The organism is Streptomyces sp. NPDC002276 (assembly GCF_053891435.1).
The window spans coordinates 693,793-714,662 of sequence record NZ_JBSFCQ010000001.1 but is presented as its reverse complement, the minus strand read 5'-3'; the positions used below and the strand labels follow the sequence as shown (position 1 = coordinate 714,662).

15 protein-coding genes and 4 pseudogenes are annotated in these 20,870 nt (G+C 71.1%); 7 read left to right on the top strand and 12 right to left on the bottom strand.

Annotation, left to right across the window (positions count from 1 at the left end):
• The first annotated feature begins 23 nt into the window (after positions 1 to 23).
• Positions 24 to 512 carry a DUF1003 domain-containing protein gene (locus ACWIHT_RS03330; RefSeq protein WP_456163862.1) on the top strand — a complete coding sequence of 163 codons (489 nt, stop codon included), beginning with the start codon at positions 24 to 26 and terminating at the stop codon, positions 510 to 512.
• Positions 513 to 518: 6 nt separating this feature from the next.
• Here ACWIHT_RS03330 and ACWIHT_RS03325 read toward each other — a convergent pair whose 3' ends face one another.
• Both ACWIHT_RS03325 and ACWIHT_RS03320 read right to left on the bottom strand, forming a co-directional pair.
• Positions 519 to 3,188 (bottom strand): AAA family ATPase, encoded by a 2,670-nt coding sequence (locus ACWIHT_RS03325; protein WP_456163860.1) that lies wholly within the window; start codon positions 3,186 to 3,188, stop codon positions 519 to 521.
• A 146-nt stretch (positions 3,189 to 3,334) separates the two neighbouring features.
• Positions 3,335 to 5,791 carry a flippase-like domain-containing protein gene (locus ACWIHT_RS03320; RefSeq protein WP_456163858.1) on the bottom strand — a complete coding sequence of 819 codons (2,457 nt, stop codon included), beginning with the start codon at positions 5,789 to 5,791 and terminating at the stop codon, positions 3,335 to 3,337.
• A gap of 232 nt (positions 5,792 to 6,023) precedes the next feature.
• Here ACWIHT_RS03320 and ACWIHT_RS03315 point away from each other — a divergent pair, with 232 nt between their 5' ends.
• Positions 6,024 to 6,563: an HdeD family acid-resistance protein gene (locus ACWIHT_RS03315; protein WP_456163856.1), complete on the top strand. Its 540-nt coding sequence runs from the start codon at positions 6,024 to 6,026 to the stop codon at positions 6,561 to 6,563.
• A gap of 10 nt (positions 6,564 to 6,573) precedes the next feature.
• Here the strand turns inward: ACWIHT_RS03315 and ACWIHT_RS03310 are convergent, their stop codons facing one another.
• Both ACWIHT_RS03310 and ACWIHT_RS03305 read right to left on the bottom strand, forming a co-directional pair.
• Positions 6,574 to 7,026, bottom strand: a complete 453-nt coding sequence (locus ACWIHT_RS03310) for a MarR family winged helix-turn-helix transcriptional regulator (RefSeq protein WP_456163854.1) — start codon at positions 7,024 to 7,026, stop codon at positions 6,574 to 6,576.
• Positions 7,027 to 7,058: 32 nt separating this feature from the next.
• Positions 7,059 to 7,604 (bottom strand): MarR family winged helix-turn-helix transcriptional regulator, encoded by a 546-nt coding sequence (locus ACWIHT_RS03305; protein WP_456163852.1) that lies wholly within the window; start codon positions 7,602 to 7,604, stop codon positions 7,059 to 7,061.
• A 158-nt stretch (positions 7,605 to 7,762) separates the two neighbouring features.
• Between ACWIHT_RS03305 and ACWIHT_RS03300 the strand changes: the two are divergent.
• The 3 genes and pseudogenes from ACWIHT_RS03300 to ACWIHT_RS03290 all read left to right on the top strand — a co-directional run.
• Positions 7,763 to 8,233: pseudogene (locus tag ACWIHT_RS03300) on the top strand (YceI family protein); the annotation flags it as partial.
• Positions 8,234 to 8,341: 108 nt separating this feature from the next.
• Positions 8,342 to 8,950 (top strand): NAD(P)H:quinone oxidoreductase, encoded by a 609-nt coding sequence (gene wrbA, locus ACWIHT_RS03295; RefSeq protein ID WP_456164575.1) that lies wholly within the window; start codon positions 8,342 to 8,344, stop codon positions 8,948 to 8,950.
• A gap of 10 nt (positions 8,951 to 8,960) precedes the next feature.
• Positions 8,961 to 9,650 (top strand): annotated as a pseudogene (locus ACWIHT_RS03290) (altronate dehydratase); the annotation flags it as partial.
• 3 nt (positions 9,651 to 9,653) lie between these two features.
• Here the strand turns inward: ACWIHT_RS03290 and ACWIHT_RS03285 are convergent.
• The 4 genes from ACWIHT_RS03285 to ACWIHT_RS03270 all read right to left on the bottom strand — a co-directional run bounded on the left by ACWIHT_RS03285 (position 9,654) and on the right by ACWIHT_RS03270 (position 15,338).
• Positions 9,654 to 10,268, bottom strand: a complete 615-nt coding sequence (locus tag ACWIHT_RS03285; protein WP_456163850.1) for a DinB family protein — start codon at positions 10,266 to 10,268, stop codon at positions 9,654 to 9,656.
• A gap of 74 nt (positions 10,269 to 10,342) precedes the next feature.
• Positions 10,343 to 11,251, bottom strand: a complete 909-nt coding sequence (locus tag ACWIHT_RS03280; RefSeq protein ID WP_456163848.1) for a GlxA family transcriptional regulator — start codon at positions 11,249 to 11,251, stop codon at positions 10,343 to 10,345.
• Positions 11,252 to 11,261: 10 nt separating this feature from the next.
• Entirely contained in the window at positions 11,262 to 11,861 is a 600-nt protein-coding gene (locus ACWIHT_RS03275) for an isochorismatase family protein (RefSeq protein WP_456163846.1), read from the bottom strand.
• A gap of 102 nt (positions 11,862 to 11,963) precedes the next feature.
• The gene (locus ACWIHT_RS03270; RefSeq protein WP_456164573.1) at positions 11,964 to 15,338 is read right to left on the bottom strand and encodes a pyruvate carboxylase; all 3,375 of its coding nucleotides are present in this window, start codon (positions 15,336 to 15,338) and stop codon (positions 11,964 to 11,966) included.
• Positions 15,339 to 15,573: 235 nt separating this feature from the next.
• Between ACWIHT_RS03270 and ACWIHT_RS03265 the strand changes: the two genes are divergently transcribed.
• A complete protein-coding gene (locus tag ACWIHT_RS03265; RefSeq protein ID WP_456163844.1) occupies positions 15,574 to 16,797 on the top strand; it encodes a chitinase in 1,224 nt (407 codons plus the stop codon).
• Between the two features lie 77 nt (positions 16,798 to 16,874).
• Here ACWIHT_RS03265 and ACWIHT_RS03260 read toward each other — a convergent pair whose 3' ends face one another.
• The 3 genes and pseudogenes from ACWIHT_RS03260 to ACWIHT_RS03250 form a co-directional block, all read right to left on the bottom strand.
• Positions 16,875 to 17,609, bottom strand: a complete 735-nt coding sequence (locus ACWIHT_RS03260; protein ID WP_456163842.1) for a hypothetical protein — start codon at positions 17,607 to 17,609, stop codon at positions 16,875 to 16,877.
• A gap of 64 nt (positions 17,610 to 17,673) precedes the next feature.
• Entirely contained in the window at positions 17,674 to 18,861 is a 1,188-nt protein-coding gene (locus tag ACWIHT_RS03255) for a M20 family metallopeptidase (RefSeq protein ID WP_456163840.1), read from the bottom strand.
• A 33-nt stretch (positions 18,862 to 18,894) separates the two neighbouring features.
• Positions 18,895 to 19,119, bottom strand: a pseudogene (locus ACWIHT_RS03250) (AbgT family transporter); the annotation flags it as partial.
• Between ACWIHT_RS03250 and ACWIHT_RS03245 the strand changes: the two are divergent.
• Positions 19,120 to 19,305: pseudogene (locus tag ACWIHT_RS03245) on the top strand (Lrp/AsnC family transcriptional regulator); the annotation flags it as partial.
• 15 nt (positions 19,306 to 19,320) lie between these two features.
• Here ACWIHT_RS03245 and ACWIHT_RS03240 read toward each other — a convergent pair.
• Positions 19,321 to 20,829, bottom strand: coding sequence for a hypothetical protein (locus tag ACWIHT_RS03240; RefSeq protein WP_456163838.1), 1,509 nt, complete (start codon positions 20,827 to 20,829; stop codon positions 19,321 to 19,323).
• Positions 20,830 to 20,870 lie beyond the last annotated feature (41 nt).

Sequence of the window (20,870 nt, the reverse complement as noted above, 5' to 3'; positions counted from 1 at the left end):
GAGCGCCGGATCAAGGAGTGCCCGTGCCGTCTGGAATCAACGGGTTGGACATACGTCTCCCGAACGAACAGGCCGTCCTCGCGCGGATGCGGGGGACGCAGGACCGGATCGCGGACGCGATCACCGCTTTCGCCGGGACCATGCAGTTCGTCTATCTCCACGCGCTGTGGTTCACGGTCTGGATCGTGTGCAACGAGGGGCTGTTCGGCCCCGGCGCGGTCTGGGACCCCTACCCGTTCGGGCTGCTCACGATGATTGTCAGCCTTGAGGCGATCTTCCTGTCGACCTTCGTGATGGTGAGCCAGAACCGGCAGGCGACGCGCGAGACCGTCCGCGCCGACCTCGACTTCGAGACCAATATCCGCTCCGAGGTGTGGGCGGCCCACATGGGCCGTTCCCTCGGAGTGGATGCTCAGCAGGTCGAGGAGGACGTACGGACGCTGCTGGCGCAGAACCGGGCGAAGATGAACGACGCCCAGCACACCCCGGCCGCCGACCAACCGGCCGACTGAAGCCGCCTACTCCAGGCTCGTCAGCAGCGGGGCCAGCTCCCCGCGTGAGGTGATGCCGAGCTTGGGGAAGGCCCGGTACAGATGCGCGGCGACCGTACGGTGGGAGAGGTACAGCCGTTCCGCGATCTCCCTGTTGGAGAGGCCTTCGGCAGCCAGCAGGGCGATCTGCCGCTCCTGGGGCGACAGCAGGTCGGCGGCGGACGCCAGCGGGTCGCCCGCTCCCGGCGCCATGCCCTGGCCCGCCCAGTCGGAGGCTCCGACGAGTTCGAAGGCGGCCCGCGCGGAGAGCAGCATCGTGCGGGACCGGGCGGCCTGTCGACGGCGCCGGAGCCACTGTCCGTACGCGTGTTCCGTCCGGGCCCTGACCAGCGGCCAGCGCGAGAGGTCCTGTTCCAGGGCGACCAGGTACAGTTCCTCGGCCGTCGAGTCGGAGGCCAACACGGCGCGGACGCACGGTAGTTGGATGTGCAGCAGCGGGGCGGGGGACATCCGTGCCGCCTCCTCCGCCGGTGCGAGGACGCGCACGGCTTCCGCCGCCCTGCCGACACGGTCCGCCGCCACGGCGAACGGCAGCACGGCGGCGAAGCCCTGCCAGCGCAGGCTCTCGTGCGGCCGGTCGAGGAGCGGGCGCAGTTCCTCGTACGCCGCCGCGTACCGCCCCTCGCCGAGCCGCGCCAGGCCACGGGCCAGCCGGAGCGTCGGGGCGAGGTCGGCCCGCTGCCAGGCCGCCACCATGTCGGCCAACTCCTCGGCACGCAGGGCCTGTCCGCGCAAAGCGGCGGCGACCGCGTCGGTGCCGGCGAGTGCGGCGATCATGGCCGGTTGTCGGGTCTCGGCGACGATCTGCCGTGCTTCTTCGGTGAGTTGGGTCGCGCGCGGCCAGTCCCCGAGCAGCAGGCGGCCGGTGGCTTCGGTGAGGAGGGTTTCCGTGAGGAGGCCGAGTTGGCCCTGTCGGCGCAGAGTTGGCGCTGCCCGGCCGAGCAGGTCGACCGCGCCGACCGGATCGCCGATCTCGTGCGCGGCCGTGCCGTGGAGCCGGAATCCCTCCGAGTCGGTGAGGCACAGCGTCGTCTCCTTGGAGGGGAGCCGGTCGGCCACCGTCCTGCCCTGGCGTACGGGTTCGGTCAGTGCCAGGGCCGCGAGATGGCGGGGGTCGTCCGTGGCGGGCAGCCGCTCGGCGGTCCGGACGACGACTGCGCGCAGGGCGGGGTCGTCGCCGGTCCGGTGGACGTGGAGTGCCGCGCTCAGCAACAGGTCGAGGGCCAGGCCGGGTTCGCCCGCCGACAGCTCGGTGAGGTCGGGCAGTTGTGCCGGGGCCGGACCGGGCTGCGGCTCCGCGTCCGAGATCTCCCGCAGCCACCCGGCCCTCGTCCGGTCGGCGCCGGTCAGCTCCTGGCGTTCCGCCGCGTCGATCAGGGAGTGGGCCAGCCGGACGCGCCCGGCCCTGTGCGCGTGCTCGGCCGCGCCCAGCAACCGGTGTCCCCGGGTGACCGAGTCCGTGGTGAGCTGCGCCGACCGTTCGAGCGCCCGGATGGCCGCGAGGGCTCCATGTCGCCGTAGCAAGGAGTCGTGGGCGGCGGCCAGTTGGTCCGCGATCTCGTCGTCGGGGCCGTTGACGGACTGGGCGCGGTGCCAGGTGCGGCGGTCCGGGTGCTCGGTCAGTACCTGTGCGAGAGCCGCGTCGGCGGCCTGGCGGCGGGCCGGGTTCTCCGCCGCCAGCACGGCGAACCGGACCACGGGATGGCGGAGACGCAGGGTCGTCCGGTCGAGGCGGGTCAGCGAGGCGGCGACCGCGCTGTCGAGGGCGTCCACCTCGACGGTGTGCCCTGCCAGGACGGATGCGGCGGCCAGTATCTCCGCGACGTCCCCGGCCTGGTCCACGGCCGCGACCAGCAGGGCATCCCGGGTCAGGTCCGGGAGTTCGCCGAGACCGGCCGCGAAGGCGCTCGCCAGCGTGGCGTTCACCGGCAGGTGGGCCCAGGATCCCGGTGGCCCCGTCGGGCGCCAGGCCGCGGGGAGTTCGACGAGCGCGAGCGGGTTGCCGAGCGCTTCGCCGAGGATCCGCTCCCGGACGGCCTGCGGCAGTGCGTCCGCGTGCCGGGCCAGGAGCCGCCGGGCCGAGGGCTCGTCCAGCACCGGCACGTCCAGTACGGGGACTCCCGGCAGGGTCCGTCCGTCGCGCAGTGCCCCGAGGACGACGATCGGGTTGTCGCTCGCCCTGCGGGCCATGAAGGCCAGGACGTCCCGGGTGGGCCCGTCGAGTCCCGTCGTGTCGTCGGCGATCAGCACGGTGGGCCGCTCGGCGGCCCTGGCCGTGACCAGGTTGAACGCGGCCAGGGCGACCCGCGAGGTCTCCGGCGGCGGCCCCGAACCGGCGGCGAACGCCGTCCGCAGGATCTCGCCCTGCCCCGCGGGCAGGGACTCCGCCGTGCCGAGCACCGGGCGCAGCAGCGCGCGCAGACCGCTGAAGGGCGTGTCGTCCGCGCCCCCGGTCACCTCCAGGAGCCGCCATCCCGCCGCCCGGGCCCGTTCGGCCGCGGCTTGCAGCAGCGCGGTCTTGCCGACCCCCGGACCGCCCTGCAACAGCATGGCGCCGCCGGCGTCGGGCAGTCGGCCCAGCAGCTCGTGCAGGGCCCTCAACTGCGGCTCACGGCCGAGGAGTTCGGATTCGTTCATGTGCCCTCCAGCCGTCCAGGACACCTCATGTCTTCATCAGCGGGATCGTAGGGTTCTCCCCGACGGCGGGGCTTGAGTCATCCGACCGCGCCCGGAACTGTACGGCTGCGGCACCCGCCCGCCGACTCGTCCACCGTACGACGGTGTCACACGTAGCCGCGCCGCTGCACGACGTTCAGGGCCAGGGCGCCCTGCGGGACGTTCAGCCAGAACGTGAGCAGCCGGTAGACGAGCACCGCCGAGGTGGCCGCACCGGCCGGGACGCCAAGGGCCGTCAGTCCGGCGATGAGTCCGGCCTCCAGCGCCCCGAGTCCGCCGGGCACGGGAGCCGCGTTGGCGATCAGCCGGGCCGCCATGTACGCGGCGCCGACCTGGACGAAGGGGAGGTCGGCGCCCAGTGCGTGCAGGCTCATGGCGAGGCCGACGACCTGGATGAGGGGGAGGCCCAGTGCGCCGACGGAACCTACGACGATCTTCGCGGGTTCGGTCGCGATGCCCGCGACGGTCGAACCGGCCGCCCGCAGGAACGGCCACACCTTGTCGCCGAGGAAGCGTCGGCCCGGCGGGGTGAAGGCGAGCAGTCCGCCGGCGGCCAGCACGAGCGCGAGGACCCACAGCACGGGGCGGGCCGCGGACAGGTCCAGACGCACTCCGGCGTGACGTCGTCCCGCCGAGGTGAGGAAGACTGTGGCGATCACGGTGTTGGAGAGGGCCCCGGCCAGGCTCTGTAGTCCCACGGAGGCGGTGGCGGCTCCGGTCTCGATCCCCGTCTTCTGGAGGTAGCGCAGGTTGAGCGCCATGCCTCCCACGTTGCTGGGGGTGATCCGGTTGAGGAACGAACTGGCGAACTGCACCTGGTAGGTGGGGCCGAACGGCAGGCGCTCCGGGATGGTGCCCTGTTGCAGGAAGGTCGAGAACGCCTGCGAGAGGAAGGTGATCGGCAACACCGCGAGCAGCCACCACCAGTTGGCGTCCCGCAGCGCGTCGACGGCCGCGGGCGCGTTGGCCAACTGCGGCAGCACCAGGTGGAGTACGAGAAACGCGCCCGCGAGCCCCAGGACGCTCTTCCAGGTGAAGCGCGCCAGCCGCGCGGGCTGAACTTCCTTCGTGCCCGTGGCCGTTGAGACCTCGGCGGTGAGATCCCGCAGCAGACTCGGCCGGCCACCTGCCCGCAGTGTCCGCCGTCCGGCCTTCTCCCGGGCCGCCCGCGCGCGGGCCTGGTCGTAGTGGGCGACCGCACTCCGCGCGGGTCCCATGAGCGCGAGCGGTTGCAGGTACGGCAGCGCGGTCGCGAGCAACTCCGGTCCCAGGCCCGCGAGTGCGCATGCGGTGGCGCGCCGCGGGCCGACCCGTATCGCGGTCGTGGCCAGCAACTCCGCGAGGTCGCTGCCGAGTACTTCGGGCGGGGCGTTGAGCCGCCCGCGCGCGAACGCGGAGAGCCGGCTCTCGCCGTCGGGTGCGACTTGGATGTGCTCTGGGCGCAACTCCCCATGCCCCAGGCGGTGTTCCTGAAGCCGGGCCACGGAGTTCCACACGCCGGTGAGGAGCGGATCGGTCAACTCCTCGTCGCGCAGGGCGGACAGGGCACGGGTGTCGTCCGGTTCCGTGGTCGCCACGAGCGCACCGCCCCCGGCCACCGGATAGGCCATCACCGGTTCGTCGGCCTTGGCGCCGGTGCGGGCCGCGAAGACCAGCATGAGCAGTTCGTGCTCGGCGACTCCGAGCGGTGTCGGGGCGGTCTGGTCGGCGGGGTGGCGCAGCAGTGCCCGCCGGGCGAGCCGGTGGAACAGATCGCGGTTGTGGTCCTCGGCGGCGAGCACCCGCACCGCCAGCCGGGACCCGGCCGGGGTGTCGGCCCGGTAGCGGGTCCCCTCCCCCGGCAGCTGCTCACTCGCGGGCAGCTCATGGAGCTTGGTGACCGAAATCCCGGACGCGGCAAGGGCGTCGGCGACCGCCTGCGCCGTGGGGCGGTCGGCGGGAGCACCGGCCAGCAGCAGCACGGCCGATCCGGCAGCGCCTCCCATGGCGAGTGCGGCGACGGCGTCCAGCGGCACGATCGCGGCGGTGGCCACACTCAGCACGGCACAGGAGGAGGCCAGCGCCCACAGCGCACGGCGCGGGCGCGCCCCGAGCCAGGGCCCCGCCGCGACGACGGCCGCGGCGCAGGCCGCCAGGTACACGGCCGGTGGCCAGGTCGCCCGCAGCAGTCCGTCCCGGCCGTCCAGCACCTCCGGCCAGGTGTCCGGTCGCCCCCGCTCCAGCGCCAGGTGCGTGAGCGCCCACGCGCCCAGTGCGCCGAGCAGCGCCGCGGGCAGGACCCGTAGCACCGGGTCGACCCGCCGCCGTACGCACCACACCACCACGGCCGCGACGGGCGCGAGGAGGGCGACGGTCTGGACCGTTCCCACCAGGGTGTCCCGGAGGGCAGGGGGGAGGGCGGTCGCGGAGTCGAGGAGTCCCTGTTGTGCGGCGCGGACGAAGTCGCGGGTCGCGAGGGCCAGCAGTGCGGCGGCCACCAGGACGGCCAGGGACAGCGACAGCCGCCACAGATCGACCGCCCGTCGAACGGTCCGAGGAGGCGGTGTGTCGATCACGGTGCTCACGTCGGCTCCTCGTCGACAGGCCCAAAGTCAAGAAGTGCCGATTTTCTCACCGCTCCCCGGGCCGCGCATCGGTCAGTTGGCTGTACCCCTTCATGTCACGGCGGCAGGGGGGTATGGAAGTAGCGGATGCAGTCGTATGACAGATCGCGGCCGGGGGACGCGACCCTAGCCTTCGTGGCGGACCATGGCCCCGGGCGCGGACCGGGGCGACATTCGTATGGGGAAGGTGACCATGTTCAGTTCACCCAACGTGCTTCTCTCGCGCGGTCTGCTGGCCGTCGTCCTCGGTGTGGTCTCCGTCGCCTGGCCCGGCATCACCATCGGCGCGGTTGTCGTCCTGTTCGCCGTCTACGCGTTCATGATCGCGGCGACGGACGCAGCCCGTGCCTTCGCCAGTGACCGGGTGGGCCCCGTCCTCGGCTGGCTGCTGCTCTCCCTGCTCTCGCTGGCCGGCGGGGTGGTCGCCCTGGCCTGGCCCGGTATCACGGCTCTCGCGCTCACGATCTGGATCGCCGCGTGGGCCCTGACGACCGGCGCGATGGAGATCGGCCTGGCCTTCCAGCGCGGCGAGACGGCGGGGGAACGCACCTTGTTCCTGCTGACCGGCGCGGTGGCGATCGTGTTCGCGTTCTCGCTGTTCGTCCACCCGGACATCGGCGCGGTCTCCCTCGCCACGGTCTTCGGCCTGTTCAGCCTCGTCTACGGCGTCTCGGCGGTCTTCGCCTCGTTCGAGGAACGGCGCCACCGCACGGGCGTGACCGGGCAGGCGTGAGCCGCGGCCCTCAGTCGAACTTCTCGACCACCGTCTCGAACTGCCGCACCAGGGCCGACAGCGACCGGCCGTCCAGATGGTCCATGACCCGCTTGCGGGCACTGGCGAGGTGGACCGGATACGCGGCCTGAAGCCGTTGCATGCCGTCCGGGGTGAGCGTCGCCACGTTCCCCCGGGCGTCCCCTTCGTAGCGCCGTTTCACGACCTGGCCGCGGCTCTGCAGCGCGTCCACGACACGGGTGATGCGGCTCGCCGAGAGGGCGGTGGCCGAGGCCAGGTCCGCCATGCGGAGTTCCTGGTTCTCGGCCTCCGACAGGCTCATCAGGACGACGTACTCGGTGAGCGTCAGACCCGTGGCGCGTAGCAGATCGTCGTCCAGTGAGCGCGGCAGCGCGACGATGACACGCATCAGCGCGCGCCAGAAGCGCTCTTCCTGCGCGGTGAGGGGATCTTCGGCGGTCATCCTCGCAGGTTAGCGTGCTCAAGCAAGGAACCTCAACGGCGGCCCGTGCCCTGCTCGGCGATCTCGGGACGGAGATCGTGGCTCGCCCGGCACCGGGCCTGGAGCGGATCGGCCACCGCCCGTAGTTCTTCGGCCAGTTGGTCGACGAGGGCCGGGTCGAGCCGGTCGATGACGCGTCGGCGCGCGCTGGCCAGATGCGCCGGGTAGGCGCCGCGCAGCCGTCGCCATCCCGCTTCGGTGAGTACGGCCATGCTGCCCCGGGCGTCCGTCGAGTGCGGTCGCTTCATCACCAGTCCTTCGGCCCGGAGGGTCTCCACGAGCCGGGTGATGCGGCTCGCGGACAGGCCCGTGGCGGTGGCCAGGTCGGTCATGCGCAGGCCGGTGCCGTCCGTCTCCGACAGGTGCATCAGCACGGTGTACTGGGTGAGCGACAGACCGGTGGAGCGCAGCAGGTCCTCGTCGAGCGCCCGGGGCAGCGTCACCAGCAGCCTCTGCAGCGATCGCCAGAGGCGTTCCTCGACACAGTCCAGCGGGGCGGAGACCGGGCTCGTGGGGTGCTGTCGCTCCGGCGTTTCCATGTCCTTCACCTTCCCGCCGTAGCTCCCCGTGCGAACACTGAACCACAGTAACTACTTGCTTGACAAAGCATTTCACCCGGGCTGAAGATACTTGCCCAAGCAAGCACCAGCGTCGCACGGGACGGCCCGCGCGACGACGAGCGAGAGGCCAGCAGGGCATGAGCGTCTCCTTGCCCCCAGCCGGGACGTACGAGATCGACCCCGCACGGTCGTCCGTCACCTTCACCACGCGGCACCTGTTCGGCCTGGGCAGGGTGAGTGGAACGTTCCAAGTGGAGTCGGGGCGCGTCACGATCGCGGAACCGGTCACCCACTCGACCGCCCGGGCCGTCGTCGACGCACACAGCTTCCACACGGGCACGGCCCGCCGTGACGATCATGTGCGCTCCCCCGCGTTCCTCCACGCGGAGCGCTACCCCGAGATCAGGTTCGAGTCGACCAGGGTGGCCCGCGGCGAGGAGGGTGCCTGGGTCGTCAAGGGACTCCTCACCGTCCGCGGACACCAGGCCCCGGTCGAACTGACGGTGGACGCCCTGTCCGTCGAGAACGGCTCACTGCGGATCTCGGCCTCGACCTCCGTCGACCGCTACCGCCACGGACTCACCGCGTCGAAGGGCATGGCCGCCCGTCGGCTGCGGCTCACCCTGACCACCATCGCCCATCCCGAACCGAGCATGGCGGCCCCCGCCGAGGCCACGGCGGCGACCGCCGTCGAGCACGCAGCACAGCGAGAGGAAATCTCCATGTCTCCCAAGATCGCAGTCATCTACTACTCGTCGACCGGAACCGTGCACGAGCTGGCCGAGGCGGTGGCCGAGGGCGCCCGCAAGGAGGGTGCGGAGGTACGACTCCTGCGAGTGTCCGAGCTTGCCCCCGAGGAGGCCATCGCCGCCAACGACGCCTGGTCGGCGCATGCTTCGGCCACCAAGGACATACCGGTGGCGACCCCGGCCGACATCGAGTGGGCGGACGCCGTGATCTTCGGCAGCCCCACCCGGTTCGGCAATATCGCCAGCCAGTTGAAGCAGTTCATCGACACGCTCGGCGGGCTGTGGGCGCAGGGCAAGCTGGCCGACAAGATCTACAGCGGCTTCACCGCCACCGCCACCGCGCACGGCGGCCAGGAGTCCACGCTGCTCGCCCTCTACAACTCCGTCCACCACTTCGGCGGCATCATCGTCACCCCGGGCTACACCGACCCGGTGAAGTTCGCCGACGGCAACCCCTACGGCACCAGCCACGTCAACGGCCAGGGCGCGCTCCCCGTCGACGACACCGCCCGGGCCGCCGCCGCGTACCAGGGCAAGCGCGTGGCCACGATCACCGCACGGTTCAACAACGCGTGACAGCGACGCCTACTCCGGCCTGACCGCGAACCCCACGCTCGGTGTCGCGGCCGACCTGCTCGTCGCGGCCGGCGGACGGGTCGTACTCGGCGAGACCCCGGAGATCTACGGCGCCCACCATCTCCTCCGGGACCGGGCGACGACCCCGGAGTCGGCTGCGCGGATCGACCAACTCATCGACTGGTGGCAGGAGTACACGGCCGCGGGCGGCGCGACGCTCGACAACAATCCGTCGCGGGGAAACCGGGCGGGCGGGATCACGACCATCTGGGAGAAGTCCCTGAGCGCCGTGCTCAAGTCCGGGACGAGTCCGCTGAACGACGTCGTCGGCTACGCGGAGCCGGTCACCGCGTGGGGCCTCACCTTCATGGACACCCCCGGCTACGACCCGGTGTCCGCCACCGGGATGGTCGCCGGCGGCGCCAACCTGCTCGCCTTCACGACCGGCCGGGGTTCGTTGTTCGGCTCCCGTCCCGTGCCGTGTCTGAAGATCAGCACCACCAGCGAGCTGTACGAGCGGATGCGCGGCGACATCGACTTCGACGCCGGGCCCGCCATGAGCCACACCCATCAAGTCGCTTACGGGACGGCCCTGTTCGAGGCTCTGGTGGACATGGCCTCGGGTGCGGAGAGCAAGTCCGAGGCGCTCGGGTTCGGGACCGAGGAGATCGTGCCCTGGCGCATGGGAGCGGTCCTGTGAGGGTCAGACGCGCTCTCGGTACAGATCGCGGAGCATGGCGATCTCGGCTCCGTGGTGCAGTACTTCCTGGTTGACCCACCACACGATGTCGACGAACGGCTCCTCCGCGTCACTGCCGTGCGGATAGGTGCAGTACCCGACGGTGTCGAGCGCGGTGTCGTCGACGCTCAGCAGTGCCTTGCGCCAGGCGCCCGCACCGGCGTCGAAGGCCTCGACGGCACCGGCCGCGTCGCCGCTGACTGCATAGTCGTCGCGAGTCAGTGTGCGACTGCCGACCGTGTGGTCGGCGCGCAGGGTCAGCATCTCGGTGAGATGGCTCAGGCGCCAGGCGAGGGTGGTGAAGGGCGGCGGCCAGGGGTGCGGGTAGGCGGCCGAGTCACGGCCCCAATCTCCCTGTCCCTCAAGGACAGTTGCTCGTGGTCCCGGGCCGTCCGCGCGCCGCCGCACCGACCAGCTGCCGGGCACCGGTTCCCAGAAGTACTCCGTGTCCGTCATGGGCCCGACCGGGGTGTCCGTCCCGTCGCCGCTGTCCATGACGGGTCCTGTCATACGGCCGGACAGGCGCTCGCACGCGAAGTCGAACTGGTCGAGCAGCGGAGCCAGACGGGGTGGGTTCACTGGGCGCTCCTGTGGCAGGTCGGTCTGTCCTCGACCTGGCAACCTAACAGCGTCCCCGCCGGACCGCCCTCCGATTACTGGCCGCGGGCGCGCAGTCGGCGCAGCATGCGCGGGTCCTCGAAGCCGACCGAGCGGGCGGCGGCGTCGATCGTGGTGCCGTGGCTGATGAGGTGCTCGGCGCGTTCGAGGCGGAGCGTCTGCTGGTAGCGCAGCGGGGTGAGTCCGGTGGCCCGGGTGAAGAGGCGGGTGAGGGTGCGTTCGCTGACGCCGACGGCCGAGGCGAGGGCGGGCAGGGGCAGCGCTTCGTCGAAGCGGGTGTCGATGAGGTCCTGGGCGCGGTGCACGGTGTCGTCCAGGTGGGAGCGGTGCCGGAGCATCGCGCTGGTCTGCGGGTCGTGGCCGTTGCGGCGGGCGTAGACGACCATGTCCCGGGCGATCTGGGCGGCCACGGCGGGGCCGTGCCGGGTGGCGATCAGGTGCAGGGCGAGGTCGATGCCGCTGGCGATGCCCGCGGAGGTGATGACCCGGTCGTCGGTGGTGAACAGGACGTCTCGGACGACGGTCGCCCTGGGGTGGCGCAGGGCGAGTTCGTCCTGGACGTCGTGGTGGGTGGTGCAGTGGCGGCCGTCGAGGAGTCCGGCCCGGCCGAGCGCGTCGGCTCCGGCGCAGACGCTGGCCACCGTGCCGCCGCGGGTGTGGTGTTCCCGTAGGGCGCGCAGGGGCGCGGGGCCGATCGCGGGCCCCTGTGCGAGCCGGAGCGCACGCCAGCCGGGCACCACGATCAGGTCCTCGGGTCCCAGCTCGGGCCAGTCGAGCGCGGTCGTCAGCGGCAGTCCCTGGGCGCTGGTGACCTGGGGCTGCTCGGCGACGTAGGAGAGCGTGTAGGGGTGCCCGAAGTCGGCCGCCGTGGAGAAGACCTGCGCGGGGCCCGCCAGGTCCAGCAGATGGACACCGGGTACCAGGAAGAAGACGACGTGGCTCACGATCCGGTCATCATGCCTGATGTGCCGCGGCGGCTTCCAGTTCGGCGACCGTCGCGATGGTGGCGAAGCGGCCGGCGAGGGCGTACTCGGTACGGCGGATGATCTCGTCGGCGGGGAGGGTGCGGGGGTCGGCCAGGAGTTCGGCGACGGTCTGGTCGGCGGGGGCGTCGCGGTGCGGGATGGGGTTCGTGGCCGTGGCGTCGGTGACGAAGGTGACCTGGTAGCCGAAGTCGCTCGCGACCCGGGTGGTGGTCTCGACGCACTGCTCGGTGCGGATGCCGCAGATGGTCAGCTCGCGGACGCCGTGTTCGGTGAGGAGTTGTTGCAGGTTGGTGGTGGTGAAGGCGTTGTGCGAGGTCTTGTGGATGAGCGGCTCGCCCTCCGCGCGCTCCAGGCCGTCGATGAGGCGGACGTGGCCGAGGGCCGGGTCGAAGACGTCGCCGCTGCCGGGCTCGGAGTGCAGTACCCACACCACGAGGTCCCGGGCCCGGCGGGCGAGCCGCACCAGGCGGTCGGCCTGCTCGGCGATCTTCGGGTCGGAGATGGTCTCCCACAGCGGGCGGGCGCGGAAGGATTCCTGGACATCGATGACGATCAGTGCTCGGGTCATGGCCCAAGACTGCGCCGTGCGGGTGGGGCGGCGACAGGCCGCATCGGGTCCGGGACCGGACCGATCCGGTCACCGGTGACGCGATCTGTCGCCGCCGTCCGCCTACCTCAGCTCGACGAGCAGGTCGCCGCCCTCCACCTGCTGGATGCGATTGATGGCGAGACGGGAGACCCGGCCGGACCTGGGAGCGGTGATCGCCGCCTCCATCTTCATGGCCTCGATGGTGGCGACGGTGACACCGGCCTCCACCTCGTCGCCCTCCTCGACCGCGAGCGTGACCACACCCGCGAACGGGGCTGCCACATGGCCGGAGTTGGTGCGGTCGGCCTTCTCGGTGACGGGGATGTCGGAGGCGGCGGCGGTGTCGCGGACCTGGATCGGCCGGAGTTGGCCGTTCAGGGTGGACATCACCGTACGCAGGCCACGTTCGTCGGCCTCGCCGACGGCCTCCAGCTCGATGAGGAGCCGGACGCCCGGTTCCAGGTCGACCGTGTACTCCTTGCCCGGGCGGATGCCGTAGAAGAAGTCCTTGCTGTCGAGGACGCTGGTGTCGCCGTAGGTCTGGCGGTGCGTCTCGAACTCGCGGGTCGGGCCGGGGAACAGCAGGCGGTTGAGGGTGGCGCGGCGGTCCTTGTCGAGGGCCGTGCGGTCCTCGGGGGTCAGGTCCTGGACGGGCTTGGGGGCGGCGCGGCCCTGGAGTGCCTTGGTGCGGAACGGCTCGGGCCAGCCGCCGGGCGGGGTGCCCAACTCGCCGCGCAGGAAGCCGATCACGGAGTCCGGGATGTCGAAGCGTTCCGGGGACGCCTCGAAGTCGGCGGGGGTCACTCCGGCGCCGACCAGGTGCAGGGCGAGGTCACCGACGACCTTCGACGACGGGGTGACCTTGACGAGGTGGCCGAGGATGCGGTCGGCGGCGGCGTACATCGACTCGATGTCCTCGAAGCGGTCGCCGAGGCCGAGCGCGATGGCCTGGGTGCGCAGGTTGGAGAGCTGGCCGCCGGGGATCTCGTGGTGGTAGACGCGCCCGGTCGGCGAGGCGAGGCCCGCCTCGAAGGGGGCGTAGATCTTGCGGACGCTCTCCCAGTACGGCTCAAGGTCGCCAATGGCCTGGAGATCGAGGCCTGTTGGGCGGTCCGAGTAGTCGGTGGCGGCGACGATCGCCGAAAGCGACGGCTGTGAGGTCGTACCCGCCATGGAGGCCACCGCGCCGTCGACGGCGTCCGCGCCTGCCTGGATCGCGGCGAGGTAGGTGGCCAGTTGGCCGCCCGCCGTGTCGTGGGTGTGCAGGTGGACCGGGAGGCCGAACTCGCGGCGCAGCGCCGATACGAGGGTCGCGGCGGCGGGTGCGCGCAGCAGCCCCGCCATGTCCTTGACGGCCAGGACGTGGGCGCCCGCCTCGACGATCTGTTCCGCGAGCCGGAGGTAGTAATCGAGCGTGTACAGGCGCTCGTTGGGGTCGGACAGGTCCGAGGTGTAGCAGAGGGCGACCTCGGCGATCGACGTCCCGGTGGCGCGTACGGCGTCGATGGCCGGGCGCATCTGGCCGACGTCGTTCAGGGCGTCGAAGATGCGGAAGATGTCGATGCCGGTGGCGGCGGCCTCCTGCACGAAGGCGTCGGTCACCTGGGTCGGATACGGCGTGTAGCCCACGGTGTTGCGGCCGCGCAGCAGCATCTGGAGGCAGATGTTGGGGACGGCCTCGCGCAGCGCGGCAAGCCGGTCCCAGGGGTCCTCGGCGAGGAAGCGGAGTGCCACGTCGTAGGTGGCGCCGCCCCAGCACTCCAGGGAGAGGAGTTGGGGCACGGTGTGGGCGACCACCGGGGCGACCGCGAGGAGGTCCTTGGTGCGGACGCGGGTGGCGAGGAGCGACTGGTGGGCGTCGCGGAAGGTGGTGTCGGTGACGCCGATCGTCGGCGATTCGCGCAGGTGGCGGGCGAAGCCCTCGGGGCCGAGTTCGGCGAGCAACTGCCGTGATCCGGCCGGGGGTTCGCCGGTCGGGACAGGAGGCAGCTTGGTGGAAGGGTCGATCAGGTCAGGGCGTTCGCCGTGCGGCTTGTTGACCGTGACGTCGGCGAGGTAGGTGAGCAACTTGGTGCCGCGGTCGGCCGAGTGACGGGCCGTCAGCAGATGCGGGCGCTGCTCGATGAACGACGTGTTGATGCGTCCGGCCTGGAAGTCCGGGTCGTCCAGCACCGCTTGGAGGAAGGGGATGTTGGTGGCCACACCGCGGATGCGGAACTCGGCGACCGCGCGCCGCGCGCGGTTGACGGCGGTGGTGAAGTCCCGTCCCCGGCAGGTGAGTTTGACCAGCATGGAGTCGAAGTGCGCGCTGATGTCCGTACCGGCGTGGGTGGTTCCGCCGTCGAGGCGGATGCCGGAGCCGCCCGGCGAGCGATAGGCGCTGATGCGGCCGGTGTCGGGGCGGAAGCCGTTGGCGGGGTCCTCGGTGGTGATCCGGCACTGGAGGGCGGCGCCGTGCAGGGTGACGGTCTCCTGCGAAAGGCCGAGGTCGGCCAGTGTCTCGCCGGAGGCGATACGCAACTGCGCCTGGACGAGGTCGACATCGGTGACCTCCTCGGTCACTGTGTGCTCGACCTGGATGCGCGGGTTCATCTCGATGAAGACGTGCTTGCCGTGCGGGTCGAGGAGGAACTCGACGGTGCCCGCGTTGCGGTAGCCGATCTCGCGGGCGAAGCGGACGGCGTCGGCGCAGATGCGGTCGCGCAGTTCGGGGTCGAGGTTGGGCGCGGGGGCCAGCTCGACGACCTTCTGGTGCCGGCGTTGCAGCGAGCAGTCGCGCTCGAAGAGGTGGATGACGTTGCCCTCGCCGTCGGCGAGGATCTGCACCTCGATGTGCCGGGGGTCGACGACGGCCTTCTCCAGGAACACCGTGGCGTCGCCGAACGCGGACATGGCCTCGCGGGCGGCGGCCTCGATGGACTCACGCAGGGTGGCGGGGTCCTCGACCCGGCGCATACCGCGCCCGCCACCACCGGCGACGGCCTTCACGAACACCGGGAAGCCGATCTCCTCGGCGGCGCGCACCAGTTCGTCGACGTCGGTGGAGGGCGCCGAGGAGCCGAGCACCGGTACGCCGGCCGCGCGGGCGGCGGCGATCGCGGTGGCCTTGTTGCCGGTCATCTCCAGGATGTGGGCGCTGGGGCCGACGAAGGTGATGCCCGCCTCCTCGCAGGCGCGGGCGAGTTCGGGGTTCTCGGAGAGGAACCCGTAGCCCGGGTAGACCGCGTCGGCGCCCGCGCGCTGTGCCGCGCGGACGATCTCGTCGACCGAGAGATAGGCGCGGACCGGATGTCCGGGCTGGCCGATCTCGTAGGCCTCGTCGGCCTTGAGCCGGTGCAGCGAATTGCGGTCCTCATGGGGGAAGACCGCGACCGTTCGCGCGCCCAGCTCATAGCCGGCGCGGAACGCCCTGATCGCGATCTCTCCACGGTTGGCGACCAGCACCTTGCGGAACATTCCGGATCCCTTCAGCCTGCCGGTGACGTGCACCATGGTGTCGGCGTCACCCCTATAACGCCATGTGAGCCGGGACACTAGTCGCAAACGTGTCGTGCGACGCGCTTCAACGGGCCGACGGTAAAGAAATCGTATGGTCTAGTCCAAAGTGGGATTTGGTCCAGTCCAATCCATTGACGTGGCCGCGACACCGCCAGAAGCTGGGCGCCTCCCCCACTCCCACCGGAGGCACAACGTGACACGTCTTCGCGCATGTCTCGGCGCGGCTGCCGCCGTGACGCTCGCCGCCGCGGGCACGACCGCTCTCATCGCGACCAACGCCCAGGGCGCGACCAACGCGGCCACCGCGCTCAGCAACCGCTGGTACGCCGCGGCCCCCTACCTGATGCCGACGGACAACAACCCGCCCGACGCCGGCACCATCATGGACGCCACCGGCCTCAAGGCCTTCCAGCTCGCCTTCGTACTCGCCCCCAACGGCGGTGGCTGCACCCCCACTTGGGGAGGCACCTCACCGGTCTCCTCGGACACCGCCGTCCAGTCGGTCATCAACACGATCCGCGCCAAGGGCGGCGACGTCTCCGTCTCGATCGGCGGCTACGGCGGCACCAAGCTCGGCCAGGCCTGCGCCGACCCGGCCTCGACGGCCGCGGCCTACCAGCAGGTGATCACCAAGTACGGCCTGCACGCGATCGACTTCGACCTGGAGGAGCCGGAGTACGAGAACACCGCGGCCATCCACAACGAGATCGGCGCGGCGAAGATCCTTCAGCAGAACAACGCGGGTCTGTACGTCTCCGTCACCACGGCCGGTACGGCGGACGGGACGGGGTGGTTCGGCAAGCAGATGCTGCTGGAGGCGAAGTCGCAGGGGTTCACGCCGAACAACTTCTCCATCATGCCGTTCGACGGCGGCTTCAGCGGCGCGGCCTCGCAGACCAGCGCGCTCACCAACTTCAACTCCATCCTCCAGTCGACGTTCGGCTGGGACTCGGCGACCGCGTACGCCCACGAGGGCTTCTCGGGCATGAACGGCCGCAGCGACACCGGCGAGTACTTCACCCAGGCCGACTTCCAGACGGTCCTGAACTACGCCACCAGCCACAACATGGACCGCTTCACGTTCTGGTCCCTCAACCGCGACCGTCAGTGCAGCCCGGTCGACAACGGCGGTACCACGTCCGGGACTTGCTCCAGCGTGGCGCAGAACGCGTGGGACTTCGCCAAGTACTCCGTGCAGTTCGCGGGCGTGACCCCGCCGACGACGACACCGACGCCCACCCCGACTCCTACGCCGACCCCCGGCACGTGCAAGACGGCGTGGAGCTCCACCGCCGTCTACACGCAGGGCAACGAGGTGTCGTACGGCAGCCACAACTGGGTCGCCAAGTGGTGGACCCAGAACGAGGTGCCCGGTGCCTCCCAGTGGGGCCCCTGGCAGGACGAGGGCGCCTGCTGATCCGGCGGGATCGGCAGGATGTGGACCGCGACGTCGAGCAGGCCTTGGGAAGGGCTGCTCGGCGTCGCTGTCCGTTGCTAGCGAAGGATGTTGACCGCCCGCGCGACCACCAGGACGACGATCGACACGGAGACCGAGGACTGGCCCATCATCAGCATCTTGGCCCAGCGCGAGAGCGGCATCACGTCGGTCGGGCTGAAGGCCGTGGAGTTGGTGAAGGACAGGTACAGGTAGTCCAGGAACGCCGGTTCCCAGTCCGGTGGCGCGGTCTCCGGGCTCTGCATCTGGACGAAGAGGAAGTCGGCGTAGGGGTGGCTGCCCATGACGCGCGCCATGGGGCCGCCACGGTCCCACTCCCAGTACCACAGGGCGAACACGATGATGTTCGTCAGCCAGACGCCCCCGCCGCTCAACAGCAGCGGTCCGGCGGCCAGTTCGTCGGTGCCCCTGACCAGCCCCACCACCAGCCGGACCGCCGCCCACCCGTTGGCCAGGGTGATCACGCCCGTCAGGACCAGGCTCGGCCAGCGCAGCCACCGGGTGCCGGGCTCGATCCGCCGGGGATTGGCGACGAACAGACCGACCATCAGGGCGAGTTCCAGGGCCGGCAGCAGCCAGTACGGCCGGAAGGCGAGCCGGAGCGGCAGCATCAGCTGCACGGCGACCGCCACCAGGATCACGGCCGACACGGCCCACCGCGTCTCCCCGTGTGTCACCCGCCGCCACGCGGGCACCACATCGCGGCTGCCGTCCTCCAGCAGCCGCTCGATCCTGGCCAGCCGGCTTGCGGGGTCGTCTCTGTCGTCCGTCATGACACCGATTGTCCCCGGCCAGGAGCGCTCGCCCGACGCGCCCCGCCCTGGGTGCCCCGGACGGTCAGCCCTTCAGAGGTTCCGCCAGCCGCGCCAACAGCCCCGCGACCAGAGCGGTCTGCTCGGGCACCGTGTCGGGATAGATGAACTCCCCCTGCGCATGCGCCCCGTCCCCCACCGCTCCCATGCCGCACAGCACCGGCAACCCGAGCGCGGCGACGAAGTTGGCGTCGCTGGCGCCGCCGACCGCGGTGTCGCGCAGGGGGTCGCGGCCCTGCTCGCGGGCGACCTCGCGGGCGAGGTCGAGCAGCGGGGCGGAGGCAGCGTTGAGGGTCATGGGCGGGCGGTTCCAGGCGTGGTCGATCTCGATGCGGACGCGCGGGTCGCTGACCTCGATGGCGTCGAACTCGGCGTCCACCCGGTCCTGTTCGGCCGCGCTGCTCACCCGGATGTCGACGCCCGCAGTTGCCTGCCCGGCGACGACGTTGATGGCCGAACCGCCCTTGATGAGGCCGGTGTTGATGGTGGTGCCGCGTTCCGGGGCGGCCACGGCAGCGGCGGCTACGACGAATTCGGACAGTGCGGTGATCGCGCTCGCTCCGTCCTGCGGTGCGAGCCCCGCGTGGGACTCGACGCCGGTGGCCGTGATCTGGAAGATCCCGGTGCCCTTGCGGGCGGTCTTCACCGCGCCGTGGGCGCTCGGTTCCAGGACCAGGGTGACGTCCGCTGTCCGCGCGACCTCCTCGATCACCGGCCGTGAGGACAGGGAACCGACCTCCTCGTCGCCGTTGAAGAGGAAGGTGACGGTGGGCAGGGGCGCTCCGCTCTCCCTCGCCAGTTTCAGGGCCCAAATGCCTTGCGCCAGGCCGGTCTTCATGTCGAAGATGCCCGGCCCACTCAGCCTCGCCCGCCCGTCCTCGGACGCCCCGGGCCGCTCCCATCCGGCGAGGGTCCCGGTCGGCCACACGGTGTCGTAGTGGCCGATGAGCGCCACATGACCGGCGCCGGAACCCGCGTAGGTCAGGGTGAGGGTGTCGCCGAACTCGCCGCCCGGGTGCCGCTGTTCGTGGTCGGGGCGGCCGAGCCGCTCGGCGGTCAGGTCGCGCAGCAGGTCGAGACCGGTCGCGAGGCGGGGAAGGTCGTAGCTGCCGGTCTCGTGGCGGACGAAGGTCAGGATGTCGTCGAGGATCCGGGACTTGGCGTCCTGGGCGCGGGTGGTGAGGGCGGCGGCGGGTGCGGGTGACGCGGTCATGATCTGCCTTCTCATACGACGGTGAGAGTGCGGTCAGTTGATGCCGAGCGGGAGGACCAGCAGGTACCAGGCCACGAAGAACGCGACCCAGAGGACGGCTGCGACGGGGATCGTGAAGGAGGCCAGGGTGCCGATGCCTGCCGACTTGCGGTACTGCTGGATGAAGCCCAGGGCCATGACGGAGTAGGGGCTCATCGGGGTCACGCAGTTGGTGACCGAGTCGGCGACGCGGTAGACGGCCTGGGTGGTCTCGGGCTCGTCCTGGCCACCGGCCTGGTGACCGACCGCTCCGCCCTGGCGCTCTTCGTCGAGGGCGAACTGGCCAGGATTCCCGGCCTGTTGGGCGTGAGCGTCTCGGTCATGCTCGCCGAGCCGCGCCGGTACTGGATGGACCGCGACCTGACCACCGGCCTCGGCACCTTCCACGCACCGGCGCTGCTGTGAGCGGCGCCTCGCGCGTCAGCCGGTGCCGAAGGCCCCCGTGGCGTAGGCGCACTCGGTGTAGATGTAGCCCGACCTGAGCTTGGCCGTGTCGGAGGCCGGGCTCGCGGTGGAGCTGTCGGGGCGGTGCACGAAGTACGTGGTGCCGGTCGGCAGACTGATCGTCTTCTGCGGGTAGTTCTTGCCTCCGTTGCACGGCTTGAAGCCGGTCAGCAGGGTGGTGGACAGGGAGTACGTCGTGCAGCTGCCGCAGGCCTTGAGCGTGAAGCTGCCGGTGACCGGCCCGGTGTACAGGACGGTGATGTCGTCGGGGCTGTCGTTCTTGACCGTGACGGTGATGCTGCCGCCGGACGCGGTCGTGGGCAGCTTCTTGCCCGCGGCGGGGACCGTCTGGGCCACCTCGGCGGCGATTGCGATCTTCTTGGCGCGGGCCCGGTTCTTGTCGTGCGTGTTGTTCTTCACGAAGTCGTTCATCGTGGTGAGCGCCGAGTCGAAGTCGCCGCTCTTGTACTGCGAGACACCGCACTGGTAGGCCCCGGCGCCGGCCTGGCCGTCGGCCCGCGTGGCGTCGGCGCTCAACTCGTCGGCCACGCCCGCCTGTCCGCCCTCCAGGGTCCCGATCTGGGAGGAGAGACTCTTCAACTGCTCGACGGCCGCGCACGGTTGGCTGCCACTCACGCCCTGCGCCGCCTTGGTGACGGCCGACTTGACGGCCGGTTCGACCTGGCCCGCCTGGGACGACTGCGGGAACGTGGCCAGCAACTCCCCGAAGTTCGTGGGCCAGTCGGCGCTCTTACTGGCCAGCGAAGAGGAGGCGCATTCGTAGAGGGAGGTGGCCAGCCGGTCGTCCGGCCAGGTGGTCAGCGTGCCCAGCTGCTTCTTGCCGATGGTGTCGGGGACCGTCCGCAGATACTTCAACTGGGGTATCGCGTCACAGTAGTTCTTCCGCGGGTAGGCCGCGGCGACCGTCGTGTAGAACGTCTTCAGCCGGTCGGGCACCTTGCCGGCCGCCCGCGAACCGGAGTGCGCGGTGGTGAGGTTGTCGTACACCGCCAGCGCCTGGCGGTAGTGGGGTTCGGCCACGGAGAACGACAACCTCCCGCTGTCCGCGACGAGTTGGTCGGCCTTCTCCAGCCGGTCGAGGAGCATCTGCTGAGTCGCCTCGTCACGGGCGTTGTCGTACAGCACGACTCCCCCGGCCGGTACGGCGAGCAGTACCAGGCCCAGCAGGATCGCGAGCGGTGCGGCCGCGGGCCAGGCCAGCCGGGTGCGCAGACCGACCAACGCGCCGTGGACGGCGGCGAACACGAGGAACACGACGTACAGCACGACGAGCGGGCCCGAGACGCCGTCCGGGTCGGCGGGCAGGGCCACCAGCAGCAGGACGGCGGTCGCGACCCAGCACACGGCCATCAGCAGCCAGCGGCGCGTCAGTGCGTAACCGAGGCCCAGGCCACTGAGGTTGAGCAGGCCGACCGCGACGGATCTGAGTCGGTCCGGCGGAGCGGGTGGAGGTGAGGTGGGCATGGGTGGCACGGCGAACCCTTGATACCCCTGATTTCCTTGAT